16 protein-coding genes are annotated in these 15666 nt (G+C 34.2%); 11 read left to right on the top strand and 5 right to left on the bottom strand.

The genetic code is table 11. The features are described from left to right. The first annotated feature begins 3 nt into the window (after positions 1–3). The 3 genes from BTR34_RS06970 to bioD are packed head-to-tail and all read left to right on the top strand — an operon-like array spanning position 4 to position 2176. On the top strand, positions 4–1161 hold the full coding sequence (locus BTR34_RS06970) for an aminotransferase class I/II-fold pyridoxal phosphate-dependent enzyme (RefSeq protein WP_068485331.1): 1158 nt from the start codon (positions 4–6) through the stop codon (positions 1159–1161). A 6-nt stretch (positions 1162–1167) separates the two neighbouring features. Further along, a complete protein-coding gene (locus BTR34_RS06965) occupies positions 1168–1551 on the top strand; it encodes a putative signal transducing protein (RefSeq protein ID WP_068485330.1) in 384 nt (127 codons plus the stop codon). Between the two features lie 7 nt (positions 1552–1558). Continuing rightward, positions 1559–2176, top strand: a complete 618-nt coding sequence (bioD, locus tag BTR34_RS06960; RefSeq protein ID WP_068485329.1) for a dethiobiotin synthase — start codon at positions 1559–1561, stop codon at positions 2174–2176. On the opposite strand, the gene BTR34_RS06955 is transcribed toward bioD, so the two are convergent. Then, positions 2168–3652 carry an ArnT family glycosyltransferase gene (locus BTR34_RS06955; protein WP_068485328.1) on the bottom strand — a complete coding sequence of 495 codons (1485 nt, stop codon included), beginning with the start codon at positions 3650–3652 and terminating at the stop codon, positions 2168–2170. The two genes, bioD and BTR34_RS06955, sit on opposite strands and share 9 nt — an antisense overlap. 69 nt (positions 3653–3721) lie before the next feature. Here BTR34_RS06955 and bioA point away from each other — a divergent pair, with 69 nt between their 5' ends. The 6 genes from bioA (at position 3722) to BTR34_RS06925 (ending at position 10447) form a co-directional block, all read left to right on the top strand. Then, complete coding sequence (bioA, locus tag BTR34_RS06950) at positions 3722–4990, top strand: adenosylmethionine--8-amino-7-oxononanoate transaminase (RefSeq protein ID WP_394333944.1); 1269 nt, start codon at positions 3722–3724, stop codon at positions 4988–4990. An 8-nt stretch (positions 4991–4998) separates the two neighbouring features. Continuing rightward, positions 4999–6207, top strand: a complete 1209-nt coding sequence (locus BTR34_RS06945; protein WP_068485326.1) for a beta-ketoacyl synthase N-terminal-like domain-containing protein — start codon at positions 4999–5001, stop codon at positions 6205–6207. 96 nt (positions 6208–6303) lie between these two features. Then, positions 6304–6882 (top strand): hypothetical protein, encoded by a 579-nt coding sequence (locus BTR34_RS06940; protein ID WP_068485325.1) that lies wholly within the window; start codon positions 6304–6306, stop codon positions 6880–6882. 4 nt (positions 6883–6886) lie between these two features. Further along, entirely contained in the window at positions 6887–8320 is a 1434-nt protein-coding gene (locus BTR34_RS06935; protein WP_068485324.1) for a flotillin family protein, read from the top strand. Positions 8321–8408: 88 nt separating this feature from the next. Beyond that, positions 8409–9503, top strand: coding sequence for a biotin synthase BioB (bioB, locus tag BTR34_RS06930; protein ID WP_068485323.1), 1095 nt, complete (start codon positions 8409–8411; stop codon positions 9501–9503). A gap of 77 nt (positions 9504–9580) precedes the next feature. Beyond that, positions 9581–10447, top strand: coding sequence for a cupin-like domain-containing protein (locus tag BTR34_RS06925; RefSeq protein WP_068485322.1), 867 nt, complete (start codon positions 9581–9583; stop codon positions 10445–10447). Positions 10448–10461: 14 nt separating this feature from the next. Here the strand turns inward: BTR34_RS06925 and BTR34_RS06920 are convergent, their stop codons facing one another. The 4 genes from BTR34_RS06920 to BTR34_RS06905 form a co-directional block, all read right to left on the bottom strand. Then, the gene (locus BTR34_RS06920) at positions 10462–10938 is read right to left on the bottom strand and encodes a regulatory protein RecX (protein WP_068485321.1); all 477 of its coding nucleotides are present in this window, start codon (positions 10936–10938) and stop codon (positions 10462–10464) included. Positions 10939–10949: 11 nt separating this feature from the next. Then, positions 10950–11810, bottom strand: coding sequence for a DUF3667 domain-containing protein (locus BTR34_RS06915; protein ID WP_197496181.1), 861 nt, complete (start codon positions 11808–11810; stop codon positions 10950–10952). 82 nt (positions 11811–11892) lie between these two features. Continuing rightward, the gene (locus BTR34_RS06910; RefSeq protein ID WP_068485319.1) at positions 11893–13440 is read right to left on the bottom strand and encodes an Rne/Rng family ribonuclease; all 1548 of its coding nucleotides are present in this window, start codon (positions 13438–13440) and stop codon (positions 11893–11895) included. 259 nt (positions 13441–13699) lie between these two features. Further along, on the bottom strand, positions 13700–13990 hold the full coding sequence (locus BTR34_RS06905) for an HU family DNA-binding protein (RefSeq protein WP_027065813.1): 291 nt from the start codon (positions 13988–13990) through the stop codon (positions 13700–13702). Between the two features lie 127 nt (positions 13991–14117). Here BTR34_RS06905 and mutY point away from each other — a divergent pair, with 127 nt between their 5' ends. After that, positions 14118–15167, top strand: a complete 1050-nt coding sequence (gene mutY, locus BTR34_RS06900) for an A/G-specific adenine glycosylase (protein ID WP_068485318.1) — start codon at positions 14118–14120, stop codon at positions 15165–15167. Between the two features lie 27 nt (positions 15168–15194). Then, positions 15195–15656, top strand: coding sequence for a single-stranded DNA-binding protein (locus BTR34_RS06895; RefSeq protein WP_068485317.1), 462 nt, complete (start codon positions 15195–15197; stop codon positions 15654–15656). Positions 15657–15666: the final 10 nt, after the last annotated feature.

The following is a 15666-nucleotide window of genomic DNA, read 5'->3' as shown; positions in this document are numbered from 1 at the left end:
TGAATGAGTCAAATACCCAAAAAATTGCTTAAAATATTAGCAAGCCGAAGAAAAGAAGATACATTTAGGCAGTTAAATGCCAATGATGGTTCAATAGATTTTCTATCTAATGATTATTTGGGTTTTGCAACGAATGAAACCTTATTTTCAAAAACATTTCAGTTATTATTAAAGGAAAGTGTAGCCTCAAACGGCTCTGGGGGATCTAGGTTATTATCTGGAAATCATAAATTATATACTATTTTAGAACCAATACTAGCTACTTTTTATAAGGCTAATAGCGCACTTGTTTTTAATTCTGGTTATGATGCCAACATGGGGATTTTTAGCGCTGTGCCACAAAGAGGAGATTTAATTTTTTATGACGAATTGGTACATGCAAGCATACGTGAAGGTATACGTATGAGTAATGCAAAATCGTATAGTTTTTTGCATAATGATTTGACTAACTTAAAGGAGAAAATCGATTTAAATTTAGTTAGAAACGAGAGTGAAGAATGTACTGTTTATATAGCTACAGAGAGTGTTTTTTCTATGGATGGCGATACGCCGGATTTAAAAGCAATGGTAAAATATACCAAGACTAAAGGGTATAATTTAATAGTGGACGAAGCGCATGCTGTTGGGTTTTTGGGTAAAAATGGTGAAGGTTTAATACCAGAACTTGGGCTCGAAACTGATGTTTTTGCTAGAACAGTTACATTTGGTAAAGGGTTTGGATGCCATGGTGCAGCAATTTTAGGTTCTAACGATTTAAAAGATTTCTTAGTTAATTTTGCTAAGCCATTTATTTATACTACAGCACTTACCCCGCATACCTTGGCAACGATAATCACGGCACACTCATATATGCAAGAATTGGGTAAAGAGCCAAAAGCTAAATTAAAAGAGAATGTTGAGTTTTTTAAGAAACAGGTAACTGCTCATAATTTAGATGCTTTTTTCATTCCAAGTAATACGGCAATACAAGGTTGTATTATACCCGGTACCAAAAAAGCAAAACAAGTGGCTAAAAAGTTAATTGATAAAGGGTTTAATATAAAAGCAATTTTGTCGCCAACCGTACCAGAAGGTCAAGAGCGACTTAGAATTTGCCTTCATAGTTTTAATTCCAAAGAAGAAATTGGACTTTTAGTTAAATTATTAAGTAGCTTTATTTAATTATACATGGAAGATAAATTTTATCAACTTGCATCTTTTGAATATGTTGCCGATGTCCAAATTGTTAAAGGAAAACTTGAATCTGAAGGAATACCTGTTTTTCTCAGAGATGAGAATACTTTAAATTCGGACCCCATTATAAGTAATGCAATTGGCGGAGTTAAATTACAAGTCTATTCTAAAGATAAAGAAAGAGCTTTGGAAATTTATAATGAGATTAGAGCTTATGCAGTTGATAATTTTGGGAACCCTATTATTTGTCCTAATTGTAAGGCTCAAAAATCTGAACCATATTATAACAGGAAGGGAGTTTTTTATAAACTTTTTCCATTTTTCGAAAAAAGAAAATATAAGTGCCTAAATTGTGGAATGATCACTAACTCTAATTAATTAAAGAATGCATAAGATATTTGTAACTGGTATTTCAACAGGTGTAGGTAAAACAATTGCTTCGGCGATATTTACAGAAGCACTACAGGCAGACTATTGGAAACCAGTACAAGCAGGTGATTTAGATAATTCTGATACAGAAAGGGTAAAGGAATTAATCTCTAACAATAAAACAAAATTTCACCCTTGTAGTTACGAGTTGAAATCTCCACTTAGTCCGCATGCAGCTGCAGAAATAGATGGTATTCGTATAGACAGATTTCATATTAATGAACCAGAAACAGATAATCATTTAGTAATAGAAGGCTCTGGAGGGTTATTGGTTCCATTAAATGAAGAAGATACCATGTTCGATATTATTATGCCAGATTATAAGGTAGTGGTAGTATCAAGAAATTACTTAGGTAGTATTAACCATTCCTTATTAACCATCAATTGGTTATTGCAAAAAGGCTATGAAGTTTCGGTTTTATTTAGCGGTGAAGCTAATCCGCAAACAGAAAATATAATTCTACTTAAAACAGGTATTGAATCATTAGGTAGAATTGATGAAGAAGAAAATTTTGATAAAGAAGTAATTAAAAAATATGCAGCAAAGTTCGAAGGAATATTAAAGTCACTCTAACCGCTGTAATATTTCAGCATTATCAACAGTAGAAAAAATTTGGTAGTGTTTTGCTAAATATGAATTAATATAATTATTCTCTTCAACCTCTTTTTTATCTAAAATACTTCTGCCTTTTCGTATTACAACTGTTTTAGGTTGTAACACTTCCATTATAAATTTTAATTCTTCAAGAGAGTTTTTTCTAGGATTATCAAAGAAAGTAAAAAGTTCATCTCTGCAAATATTGCTAGGGTGGGTAGATGCAATCGTTGGTGGTAAAGTATCTAAATTCCAATACCCTATATGATACTCAAAGAACAATATATTTTTAGTTTCTAAATTATTAGCGTTTATATAAGCAGGAACAGAAAATCCTTCTCCATTGAAAAATGTATTTCGCTCATATTTAGTTTTTATGATGTTGCCGTATTCTAAATAACTTTCCGCGGGTATTAATAAAGCTATGAGCCATACATATTTTGGTATTTTACGCTGGTAGGTTATAGATAATTTATATAATACAATGCCTACCAAAATAAGTAGCATGGGGTGTATTTGAATAAGATAATGCCCATTAATTCTACCCCCTTTAACAAATGAAAATAGTACGCCACATATAGCTATAAGTAGTATTTGTACAGTTCTGTTTTTAAAATCGATGGTTTTGCTTTTGTAAGCATAAAGAAGAAAAGCGCCTGTAATAACAAAAATGGGTGCTAATTTAAAAATGGAATACCGTCTTGCTTCCGTATACTCTAAAGGAGCCAAAACCACAGATTCCCACCATTTATGGGTTTGGTGAACTAAGTAATAAGGAAGTACGGTAGCAAAAATGACTGCTAAAACTCCGGTTCCAAATAAAGCTACTTGTAATAGATTAATTTTTCTTTTAGTAAACAATGATTCATATAACAGAAATAGGCCGATAAAAAATATGGGAAAAGCCATATTCAATTTTACCATAACCGTAGTCCCCATTAAAACGCCTGCAAGAAATATGAATCCAGATGATTTTTTGGCGTGTAAAAGGTAGAGTGCTGGTATAAAAAATGCGATACAAATATGTTCGGACATTACGCCCTGTAAACTTCCGAAAAGACTTAATAGAATAATACAAAAAACACCTACTACAATTGATGCCTTTTTAGATAGTAATGACAAAGTAATCTTATAAGTAAAGTAGGCAGTAATAACTACCAAAATAACACCTGCTAGTCTAATAGCGATAAAACTTTTCCCGAATACAGAAATAATTGCAGCAAAAAATGCGAAAGTAAGGGGAGGTTTTAAATCCCATAGTTGAGTGTAAGGTAAAAAGCCATCAACCCAAGATTGTCCTAATAATATAAAAGTACTTTCATCTCGGTCAATATAATCTCGAAAGAAAAAGGGAAAACGTATTGAAAATGAAATAACAAAAAAGATTAACAATACGGTTGTATTCTTAATCTCAGAAAAGTCTATAAAGGCTTTTTTGTTTCTTTTTAAGGGCATCTCTTTATTGCGGTTTATTTCCCGATCTTTGCAAGATAGATAAAATGACGAATTATAAATTTTATGAACGTGGAAAATCTATCTACTAGAGATAAAAAGCACTTATGGCATCCGCTTTCCCAACATAAGTTGAATAAACCCCAAATGGCAATTGTAAAAGCAAAAGATGCGTTGTTGTTTGATGAGGATGGTAACGAATATATAGACGGTATTGCATCATGGTATACCGTAATGTACGGACATTCAAATGAGTACATTGTTGCGGCTATGACCAAGCAAATGCAGAAGTTAGATTTTGTTATGTTTAGTGGATTAACCCACGAGCCAGCCATTCAATTATCTGAAAAATTAATGGAGATATTGCCTAAAAATCAGGCTAAAATATTTTTCAACGATAATGGTTCTACTGCAATAGAAGCAGCTATTAAAATGGCGTTACAATATTTTCATAATAACGGGGAAAAAAGAGACACCTTAATTGCTTTCGAAGATGGATTTCATGGAGATACTTTTGGTGCAATGAGTGCATCTGGGCTATCATCTTATAATGGTCCTTTTGAAGATTTTCTTTTAAAAGTTGTGCGTATACCAACTCCACAAGAAGATAATATAGAGGAGGTAAAAAGTAAGTTGTCACAAATATTAAAGGAAAACAATTGTGCAGCATTTGTCTTTGAACCATTGGTACAAGGAGCTGCAGGCATGAAATTTCATTCCTCAAAAGGATTGGATGCGTTAATTCAACTTTGCCAAGAAAACGATGTTTTAACCATTGCAGATGAAATAATGACCGGTTTTGGTAAAACAGGAAAAAATTTCGCTTCTGATTACCTAGTAAATAACCCCGATATTATTTGCTTAAGCAAAGCACTTACGGCAGGGATGTTTCCATTGAGTATTACGAGTTGTAGCCAGGCAGTATTTAATCGTTTTTTAAGTGATGAGGTACATAAAGGTTTTTTTCATGCACATACATTTAGTGCGCACCCAATAGGTTGTGCCGCTGCATTAGCGGGAATTGCCCTTTTAAACTCCCCAGAAATTCAAAAAAGAAGAACGTATATAGAAAGTGCTCATACCTCATTTGCCAAGAAAATTAAGAATCATGAAAAAGTAAAAGAGGTTAGAGTATTGGGTGTAATACTGGCCATTGATTTAAATATTGAAATGGAGCGTTACGGAAGTTTACGAGATAAGTTGTATAATTTTTTTTTAGAAAGAGGTGTTTTATTACGGCCCTTAGGGAGTACTATTTATATGCTTCCGCCATATGTAATTACCAACAATCAACTCCAAAAAATTTACAATACCATTACAGAAGCACTAGATACATTTTAAATTAGAATTTGAAAGAGAAAATATCCATAACAGCCATAGCATCGCTATCACCAATAGGAAGTACATTAAAAGAAACCTGGCAGGCGTATCAGAATAAAGAACATTATTTTTCTTTACATGAAAATAGGGGTGCTAAATCTTGGGTTGCCCCATTATCAAATTCTGCAAGAGAGCTTGTAGAGGAACTTCGTGTATCTGATAATAAGTATAAGAAGTTAGACGATAGTGTGCTATATGCTATGGTTTCATCTAGGTTGGCAATAAAAGATTCAGGTTGGCAGAAAGATACTGAATTCGGAATCAATTTAGGCTCATCAAGAGGGGCGACAAAGTTGTTTGAGGAGTATCATAAAGCGTATTTAAAAACTGGTTTGGCATCAACCCTTAGCTCGCCAACAACAACATTAGGCAATATTTCTTCATGGGTTTCACATGATTTGGGTTGTACAGGACCAGAAATATCACACTCCATTACCTGCTCTACGGGCTTGCATTCTGTATTAAATGGTGTGGCATGGCTTACTAGTGGTATGGCAAATAAGTTTTTAGTAGGCGCCAGTGAGGCACCATTAACTGAATTTACCATTGCCCAAATGAAAGCTTTAAAAATTTATGCTAAAGAACCCGATTCGAATTCTGCTTCGGTAATCGATATCTCAACAGTAACTGAACGAAGTCGAAGTTACCCTTGCCAAGCTCTAAACCTAGAAAAAAAATATAATACCATGATTTTAGGTGAGGCTGCTGCTGTAGCATGTCTAGAAACAGGAGAAGTGAAAAATGCCTTAGCAACAATTGACGGCGTAGGCTATGCCACAGAAATTTTAAAACATAACACCTCTATTTCCACAAATGCCTTATGTTTTCAGAAATCTATGAAAATGGCATTAGGAGAATTGCATCCTTCAGAGGTTGATGTAATTGTAATGCACGCTCCAGGAACTATAAAAGGAGATTTGTCAGAATATAATGCCATAAAAAAAGTATTTGGTAACACATTGCCTTCTTTAACTTCTAATAAGTGGAAACTAGGGCACACTTTCGCTACATCGGGTATGCTTAATTTAGAGTTGGCGGTTTTAATGTTGCAAAACAATAAATTTATAGCTGTTCCATTTTTAGAACAAGCAATGGTTAAAACTCCTATACAAAGAGTCTTGGTAAATGCTGTAGGTTTTGGTGGTAATGCCGTAAGTATTTTAGTTTCTAAAAATTAAAAGTTATTTATTAGTGGATTAAATTAAACACACGAAGCTTTTATCTAATTCGCATTAAGTAGTATCTTTCAAATGTTAACTGAATAAGATTTTATTATGGAAACTTGGTTTAATGCATTAACCGTTTTTGAGAAAGTATACTGGGTGGTCGCCATAATTGCATCTTTCTTTTTATTGATTTTCCTTGTTACTACTCTTTTTGGGGGTGATGCAGATGATGTGAGTGGTGATGTAGACACCGATATTGAAGGGGATCATGGTGTTGGTTTTCAATTTTTATCCTTTAAGAATTTAACTGGTTTTTTTACCATTTTTGGGTGGACAGGTATTGCATGTTTAGACAATGGTCTTTCACAAATGCTTACCGTAATTATTTCAGTTATTTGCGGTTTATTAATGATGGTTGCCATGGCATCCCTGTTTTATTATTTAGCCAAACTACAAAGTAGTGGAACACTTAAATTAAATAATGCGCTTAATCAAATAGGCGAGGTTTATCTAACTATTGGTGCAAATAGATCTAGAATTGGCAAAGTGAGTATCAATGTTCAAGGCACCTTAAGAGAATTAGAAGCGTTGACCGATGAAAATCAAGATTTAACTCAAAGTAATGTGGTACGTGTAAAACAGGTTACCGCAAATGGAATTTTAATTGTTGAACTATTAAATAAATAACCCTATGCTATTACCATTACAATTAGCTGGAGGCGCATCTTTGATTGCTATTGGCTTTGCCATCCTCTTCTTTTTTATCATTATTATTTCTTTTATCAGAAGATATAAAAGATGTCCATCCGATCGTATTCTTGTTGTCTATGGTAAAGTAGGATCAGGAAATTCTGCAAGGTGTATTCATGGTGGAGCAGCGTTTATTTGGCCAGTAATTCAAGATTATGAATATTTAGATCTTACACCTATTTCTATTGAGGTTAATTTGGTGAATGCGTTAAGTAAGCAAAATATTAGGGTAAACGTACCATCAAGATTTACAATTGGTATTTCTACAGAACCTGGTATTATGCAGAATGCAGCAGAGCGTTTGTTGGGCCAAGGAATGCAAGAAGTTCAAGATTTGGCTAAAGAAATTATTTTTGGTCAGTTACGTTTGGTGGTAGCTTCAATGGATATTGAAGAAATTAACTCGGACAGAGATAAATTTTTAACCAATATTTCGCAAAGTGTAGAGTCGGAATTAAAGAAAGTTGGACTTAAACTGATCAACGTAAACATTACGGATATTGTAGATGAATCAGGTTATATAGAGGCATTAGGTAAAGAAGCGGCGGCTCATGCTATAAATGCAGCACGTAAGTCTGTTGCGGAAAAAAATAGAGATGGTTCTATTGGTGAGGCTAATGCGGTACAGGATGAACGAACACAAGTAGCAGCTGCCAATGCACAAGCTGTAGAAGGGGAAAATATTGCAAAGATTAATGTTGCAAATTCAGACTCTTTAAGAAGACAGCGGGAAGCAGAAGCAGAACGTACAGCGATAGCTGCGGAAAAAGTTCAGTCAGCAAAAGCATTAGAAGAATCATATGCTGCAGAGCGCGATGCTGAATTGGCAAGAGCCGAACGCGTTAGAAGTTCGCAAATGGCCGATATTGTTGTACCAGCTGAAATTGATAAAAGGAAGGTTGAAATAGATGCTGAGGCTGAGGCTGAGAGAATAAGAAGAAGAGCAAAAGGTGAGGCAGATGCAATCTTGTTTAAGGCTCAGGCAGAAGCACAAGGTCTTTTAGAGGTTTTAACCAAGCAAGCACAAGGTTTAGATGAAATAGTGAAGGCCGCTGGAAATAACCCCAAGGACGCTGTTCTTTTATTGATTGCCGATAAATTACCAGAATTAGTAAAAACCCAAGCCGAAGCAATTAAGAATATTAAAATTGATAAGGTGACGGTTTGGGATTCTGGAGCTAAAGGCGAAGACGGCAAAAGTTCTACCGCTAACTTTATATCAGGAATGTATAAGTCGGTACCACCACTTCAAGAAATGTTTAATATGGCAGGTATGCAATTACCTGAGTATTTAAAAGGTAAGGATGGTATATCGGAATCTATAGAAGATAATACTAAAGGGATAGGCCCAAATAAGAAAAAAGGCGACGAATAATTAGTATAGCCCCTATTTTTAAAATTACTTAATTAAGATATAAACTAGAATTCCACTATTTTTGGGGGCAGAAAGAATATGAGATTTTATGAGCGAAGCAAGACATAACTGGTCAAAAGAAGAAATTCTAGAAATATATAACAAGCCTTTAATGGAGCTTCTATACGAAGCTGCAACTGTACATAGAAAAAATCATGACCCGAACACGGTTCAAGTTTCTACATTACTTTCTATAAAAACAGGTGGTTGTCCCGAGGATTGTGGGTATTGCCCACAAGCGGCACGTTACCATACCGATATTAAAGGTAATGACCTTATGGCTGTTTCTCAAGTTAAGGCTCAAGCGCTTCGTGCAAAAGCATCTGGTAGTTCTAGGGTTTGTATGGGTGCTGCTTGGAGAAATGTAAAGGATGGCCCAGAGTTCGACCAAGTTTTAGAAATGGTTCGTACCATAAATAAGCTTGACATGGAAGTGTGTTGTACGTTAGGTATGATTACAGAAAATCAGGCAAAACGTTTGGCAGAGGCAGGCTTATATGCATACAATCATAATTTAGATACATCGGAAGATTATTATAAAGATGTTATATCTACACGTGCTTTTGAGGATCGTTTAGATACGATAGAGAACGTTCGTAAAAGTAATGTAACTGTTTGTAGCGGTGGTATTATTGGTATGGGTGAAGCATTGGAAGATAGAGCGGGTATGTTAGTCGCTTTGACTTCCTTGAATCCTCAACCTGAATCTGTTCCAATTAATGCATTAGTTGCAGTTGAAGGCACGCCTATGGAGGATATAGAGCCTATATCTATATGGGAAATGATACGCATGGTGGCTACCACCAGAATTGTGATGCCAGAAACACAAGTAAGGCTTTCTGCGGGTCGCACGCAAATGAGTAGAGAAGGGCAGGCAATGTGTTTCTTTGCAGGGGCAAATTCAATATTTGCAGGCGATAAATTGTTGACGACTCCAAATCCTGATGTAAATGAGGATATGGAAATGTTTAAAATGCTAGGATTAAATCAGCAAAAACCATTTACAAAAGTATCTCAGCCTAAAACTGTTGAGGCAAAAGACTCAGCATTACAAGCTATGGGTGAAAAACCAAAATGGTCTAGACCTGGTCATTCCATAGAGCGTAATGAAACGGCAAAGCAAAAGGCTAAAATCATCAACTAATACCACATTAATACATTTTTAAGAAATTATTTTCTAATCGTTAATTACCTTTGGTTTCCCTAAAAAACCATTTGTAATTGAATTTAGCAGATATACCAAGGGTAAGTAATATTACCAAGGAAGACTTTATAGAGACCTATTTTAAGCCACAGAAACCTGTAGTTTTAGAGCGGGCCATTGAAGATTGGCCTGCATTTTCTAAATGGAATTTAGATTATATTAAATCTGTAGCTGGGGAAAAGACCGTACCGCTATATGATGACAGACCGGTGCAACATAAAGATGGTTTTAATGAGCCCCACGCCAAAATGAAGATGGCTGAGTATGTGGATTTATTGAAAAAAGAACCTACAAAATATAGAATTTTCCTTTGGAATATTATTAAGGAGGTACCTGCTTTGCAAAAAGATTACACTTTTCCAGATTTTGGATTAAGACTTTTAAAAGGAGTGCCAATGATGTTTTTTGGCGGACGAGACTCGTACACCTTTATGCATTACGATATCGATTTGGCAAATATTTTTCACTTTCATTTTGATGGAAAAAAAGAAGTAGTGCTTTTTCCACAATCTGAAACGGAGAAGCTTTACAAAGTGCCTCATTCTTTAATTACACATGAGAGTATAGATTTTTCCAATCCTGATTATAATAAGTGGCCCGCATTAAAAAGTGCAAACGGATTCAGAACAACTCTGTCCCATGGAGAAGTTTTATATATGCCAGAAGGGTATTGGCACTATATGAAATACAATACACCCGGTTTCTCAATGAGTTTAAGGGCGTTGGCCCGTAATCCTAAAAACTTGGCAAAAGCATCGTATAACATCCTTATAATGCGTTATTATGATGTGTTAATGCGTAAGATAAAAGGTCAAGATTGGATTGATGAAAAAAATGAAAGAGCAATTAAAGAAACAAATAATAGGCATAATATAATTACCTAATTGGTAAGCGAAGGCTATTTTATAAGTTCTTTTAATTTTTCATATACCAAATGACTTTCCCAACCTCGGTATAGAAGATAGTCTGCAAGTTTTTTTCTCCGCTTTAGAATATTAGATTCAGTTATTTGACCAAGTCGTTTATTTGCCAAATCATCCAAGGCGGTTAAATAGGCCTCAGGGTCAATTTCTTTTAAGGCGGTGGTAATATTGTATTTGGAGATATTTCTAAATTTCAGTTCCTTAACAATTCTATTTTTACCCCACTTTTTAATATTGAATTTGCCTCTAGCAAAACTTTTTGCAAAGCGTTCTTCGTTCAAAAACTTATCTTCAATAAGTTGTGCAATAATAGTGTCAATCGCTATCGGGATCATGCCCATGTCTTTCAATTTCGAAACCACTTCTTTATGGCAGCGATCTTGGTATGCGCAATAGCTTTCTATTTTTTTTGTGGCTTCTTGAATAGTGTGGCCTTTAGTTTTTTCGTTCAATATTTTTAAAATTATTTTGGGCTAAAATAGGCGATAGCTATTCCTAAAACTATTGATAAAACTCCAAAAGCAATAAATGTTAATAGAATAAGTCCTATGAATAACATTAGTTTTAAAATAGATTCAGATATACTTAATTTATATAGCTTACCATAGGCGTAGGTATAATAAAAAATTAAAAAGAATATGGTCAAAAGATAAACGGATGGATCTGTAAAGACTGAAACTGTAAAAACTATAGAAGTAACAATAAACGAAATACTTTGAATGTAAGAATTTATTATTAAGTGTTCTGCGTAGTTATATGGTTTTCTATAAACCAAAAATGCCATATATGTATATATAGGCATAAATAAGATTACCAACAGGTTGAAATACTTCAGCATAAAAGAACTTGCATTAGTAATTAATTCTAAATTTTCTTTCTCATAGGCCTCTCTGTCAAAGTTTTCTCCTAATTGTTTTTCCATCATATTCGCCATTATGGAAACGGATTGTTGATTAGATTCAACATTAAGCGCTAAATATTCATCAGCAAAAAAGTTAAATAAAAAGATAGCTATTGCAGTTGTTAAACCTAGAATGGCAAAGGGATTCATATAGCGTTTTCTTGTACCGTTTAGGTATTCTTGAAAAACTAAATGAGGACTTATAATTAATTTCTTTATAGTGAAGAAAAACCTATTATCTAAGCCAAGTACATTATTAGAAAAATCTTCAGCTAAACCTTTTAAAGTAATGCGTTGAACTATTACTTTGCCACCACAGATATTGCAGAAATAAGTATCATTAGGTAGCGAAGCTGAACAATTTTTACAGTTTAAATTATTTGAAACTTGTTGTATTTCTCGGTTTATAGGTAAATCATCCATTTTTAATAAATATGATTGGAAGATAAAATAGAAAGGGCTAATAAACAAAAAAAGCGACTCCGTAAGGAAATCGCTTTTTTCATTAATATATTGTTTTGCCGTCTTTGTTTTTAAAACGGTATTCAAGATACGTATACGCATCACGCGGTTGAATTTTAACCCATCTTTTATATTCCAAGAACCATTTAGTTCTCATGGATGGAAATCCCTTAGTAATATAGGCTGCTATAAACGGGTGTATATTAAGTGTTATACTGTTGTCTTTTGCAGGTCCTTTAAGAAGTTTTTCAAGGTCCGCTGTAATTTTATCTATTAAAACAATAGGTGCTTCCACCTGTTTCCCTGCATTGTTAGGGTCCTCTTCAGTTGTTTTAATATTCATTTCAGGTCGTACCCTTTGTCGGGTGATCTGAATTAAACCAAATTTACTCGGAGGTAGTATTTTATGTTTGGCGCGATCGTCTTTCATCTCATCTCTAAGATGTTCAAAAAGCTTTTTTCTGTGTTGTGATTTTACCATATCTATAAAATCTACAACGATAATTCCGCCCATATCACGAAGACGTAATTGTCTTGCAATTTCTGAAGCAGCCAAAAGATTTACCTCTAAGGCCGTATCTTCTTGATTTTTAGCTTTATTTGATCTATTGCCACTATTTACGTCTACAACATGTAGTGCTTCGGTATGCTCTATAATTAAATAGGCTCCTTTGCTCATGGTAGCTGTACGGCCAAAAGACGTTTTAATTTGTCTTTCTATTCCAAATTTTTCAAAAATAGGTACGTTGGTATCAAAGTGCTTAACTATGTTTTCTTTATCTGGAGCAATTTCGGACACATAGTCCTTAATTTCATTATATAAAGTTATATCATCAACATGTATTCCTGTAAAACTATCGTTAAATACATCTCTTAAAATAGAAGATGCTCTGTTGAGTTCTACAAATACTTTTGATGGTGTTTGAGCACGATACAATTTTTTACACATTGCCGACCATTTGTTCAGCAAGTTTTCTAGATCTTTGTCCAGTTCCGCGACTTTTTGTCCTTCTGCAACTGTTCTAATAATTACACCAAATCCTTTTGGTTTAATACTTTTAACAAGTCGTTTTAACCTGTCTTTCTCTTCTTTGCTTGCAATCTTTTGGGATACCGAAACACGGTCCGAGAAAGGAACCATTACCAAGTAACGCCCAGCTATTGATAGCTCGGAACTGATTCTTGGTCCTTTAGTAGATATAGGTTCTTTTACAATTTGAACCAGTAGGGATTGGTTGGCTTTAATGACATCGGTAATAACACCATTTTTGTCAATATCGGTCTCAACGGGAAAGTTTTTTAAGGAGTAATCCTTTAATTTTCCTGAGCTCACTTGTTTTATGAACTTAAGCATAGAAGATAATTGCGGACCAAGGTCATGATAATGCAAAAATGCATCTTTTTCATAGCCAACGTTAACGAACGCGGCATTTAGACCGGTTACCGGTTTTCTGATTTTGGCGAGAAAAATATCGCCAACAGAAAAATCGTTACTACTTTCTTCTTTATGCAGTTCAGTGAGTTTTCCGTCCTTTAACAAGGCAAAGTCAACGGCTTGGGAACTAGATCTTACGATTAATTCTCTATTCACCTGAATATATTTTTAGTCGTTTCTACTGCATAGTGGAAACGAACTGATTAAACAATACCATAGACAAATACAATAGTACTTGCCGAAATCCAAATTTAGGATCTCTATGTCAATGAACGTATTTTAAAAAGAAAAAGTAGTTATAAAACTACTTTTTCTTGTGTCGGTTAGCTCTTCTACGCTTTTTGCGCTTGTGTGTGGCTACCTTATGTCTCTTTCTTTTCTTACCGCTTGGCATAAAGTTCTTTTTTAAGATTAATTATTTTACGTGTACGTTGCTCTTAACTCCTTCTACAAAAACCTTTGCAGGCTTAAATGCTGGAATGTTGTGAGCGGGTATTTTAATGGTTGTGTTTTTGGAAATATTTCTACCGGTTTTTTCGGCTCTAGTTTTAATGATAAAACTACCAAAACCTCTTAGGTAAACATTATCACCACTTTCTAATGATGTTTTTACCTCTTCCATAAAAGATTCAACAGTTGCCTGTACATCTCCTTTTTCAATTCCCAGCTTATCTGAGATTTTCGATACAATTTCCGCTTTCGTCATCTTTCAATATTAGATTTTCTGTATGTTTTTTCGGGTTGCAAATATATAAATTAAATTCAATCTTTCTTTCTAATGGGTTAATTTTAAGTATATAAACTGCTACTTTTATCACTTAGTATAGAAGATCATGTCATTTTCGGGTAAAATTTTAGATTGGTATCATCAAAACAAACGCACTTTACCATGGCGTAATACCATTGATCCTTATAATATTTGGTTGTCAGAAATTATTCTTCAACAAACACGTGTGGCTCAAGGAACCCCGTATTACTTAAGGTTTATAGAAAGTTTTCCAACTGTTGGTCATTTAGCAAACGCAGATGAAGAAGAGGTTTTAAAACTCTGGCAAGGATTGGGGTATTATTCAAGGGCGAGAAATTTACATGCAACGGCAAAAATTGTCGTTAATGAATACAAAGGTGTATTTCCAGACAATTATAAAGAGCTTTTAAACCTAAAAGGAATTGGAGACTATACTGCGAGCGCAATTTCATCAATTTGTTTTAATGAAGCCCAAGCAGTTGTAGACGGTAATGTATATAGAGTTTTGGCCAGGTATTACGGGGTAGATATACCAATTAATAGTACTGAAGGTGTAAAGTATTTTAAAACTTTGGCTCAAAAAGTCATGGATACTGAACAAATTAGAGATTACAATCAGGGAATTATGGAGTTTGGAGCCATACAATGTTCGCCCAAAAAACCACTTTGTTTACATTGCCCTTTAAATAATAGTTGTGTTGCCTTGCAAAAAGGTCTTGTGGAACAATTACCGGTTAAATTAAAAAAGACAAAAGTAAGGGATAGGTATTTTAATTATATTATACCGATATATATGGACCCTAAAGAAAATTATTTTACAAAAATTGAGCAAAGAATAGGAAAAGGTATTTGGCAGAACCTTTGGCAATTTCCTTTATTAGAATCTAAAAAGGAATTGGAATTAGATGAAATTATATTTAGGTATAAAGAAGTACTAGATGATATTGAGGTTAATGAGTTTTTAGAATTTAATGAATCTGCTATAATACATAAATTGTCTCATCAACATCTGCATGCAAAATTTTGGATCGTAAAAACGAATTCTGATTTCGCAGACAAAATTTCAATGGAAAAATTGAAGCAATTTCCTGTGCCAGTTTTAATAGCAGATTTTATAAAAGCGTTTAAAATTTAGTACTTTTGATTTTTATATCTTTAAGTTATGAGCGGTACATTAAATAAGGTAATGTTAATTGGGCATTTAGGTGATGAAGTTAAAATGCATTATTTTGAAGGTGGTGGCAGTATAGGAAGATTTCCTATTGCTACAAATGAAACGTATACGAACAAATCTACCGGCGAGCGAGTAACAAATACAGATTGGCATAACATAGTTGTACGTAATAAAGCAGCTGAAATTTGTGAAAAATATCTGAGTAAAGGAGATAAGGTATATGTTGAAGGAAGATTAAAGAACCGCCAATGGCAGGGAGAAGATGGTAATACCAGGTATAGTACAGAAGTGCACGTAACCGATTTTACCTTTTTAACCACTAAAAAAGAGTCTGGCGCAACTGATAATAGTACAGCCTCTACTACTCCAAAAACAAGTAATACTAGTAAAGCGACGGACAAAGCATCTGCTCCGATAACTCAGGAGAATGATGACGATTTACCATTCTAACGATAATTAA

This window comes from Maribacter hydrothermalis (assembly GCF_001913155.1).
Lineage (GTDB): Bacteria > Bacteroidota > Bacteroidia > Flavobacteriales > Flavobacteriaceae > Maribacter > Maribacter hydrothermalis.
The sequence above is the reverse complement of the archived record's forward strand: the minus strand, read 5'-3'. Positions and strand labels throughout refer to the sequence as shown.

What these genes read in the sequence shown, in the direction of transcription:
- mutY (WP_068485318.1), top strand. Translation starts at nt 14,118, where the DNA reads ATGTCATTTTCGGGTAAAATTTTAGATTGGTATCATCAAAACAAACGC.
- BTR34_RS06895 (WP_068485317.1), top strand. Translation starts at nt 15,195, where the DNA reads ATGAGCGGTACATTAAATAAGGTAATGTTAATTGGGCATTTAGGTGAT.
- bioB (WP_068485323.1), top strand. Translation starts at nt 8,409, where the DNA reads ATGAGCGAAGCAAGACATAACTGGTCAAAAGAAGAAATTCTAGAAATA.
- BTR34_RS06940 (WP_068485325.1), top strand. Translation starts at nt 6,304, where the DNA reads ATGGAAACTTGGTTTAATGCATTAACCGTTTTTGAGAAAGTATACTGG.
- BTR34_RS06905 (WP_027065813.1), bottom strand. Translation starts at nt 13,990, where the DNA reads ATGACGAAAGCGGAAATTGTATCGAAAATCTCAGATAAGCTGGGAATT.
- bioD (WP_068485329.1), top strand. Translation starts at nt 1,559, where the DNA reads ATGCATAAGATATTTGTAACTGGTATTTCAACAGGTGTAGGTAAAACA.
- BTR34_RS06935 (WP_068485324.1), top strand. Translation starts at nt 6,887, where the DNA reads ATGCTATTACCATTACAATTAGCTGGAGGCGCATCTTTGATTGCTATT.
- BTR34_RS06970 (WP_068485331.1), top strand. Translation starts at nt 4, where the DNA reads ATGAGTCAAATACCCAAAAAATTGCTTAAAATATTAGCAAGCCGAAGA.
- BTR34_RS06955 (WP_068485328.1), bottom strand. Translation starts at nt 3,652, where the DNA reads ATGCCCTTAAAAAGAAACAAAAAAGCCTTTATAGACTTTTCTGAGATT.
- BTR34_RS06915 (WP_197496181.1), bottom strand. Translation starts at nt 11,810, where the DNA reads ATGGATGATTTACCTATAAACCGAGAAATACAACAAGTTTCAAATAAT.
- BTR34_RS06965 (WP_068485330.1), top strand. Translation starts at nt 1,168, where the DNA reads ATGGAAGATAAATTTTATCAACTTGCATCTTTTGAATATGTTGCCGAT.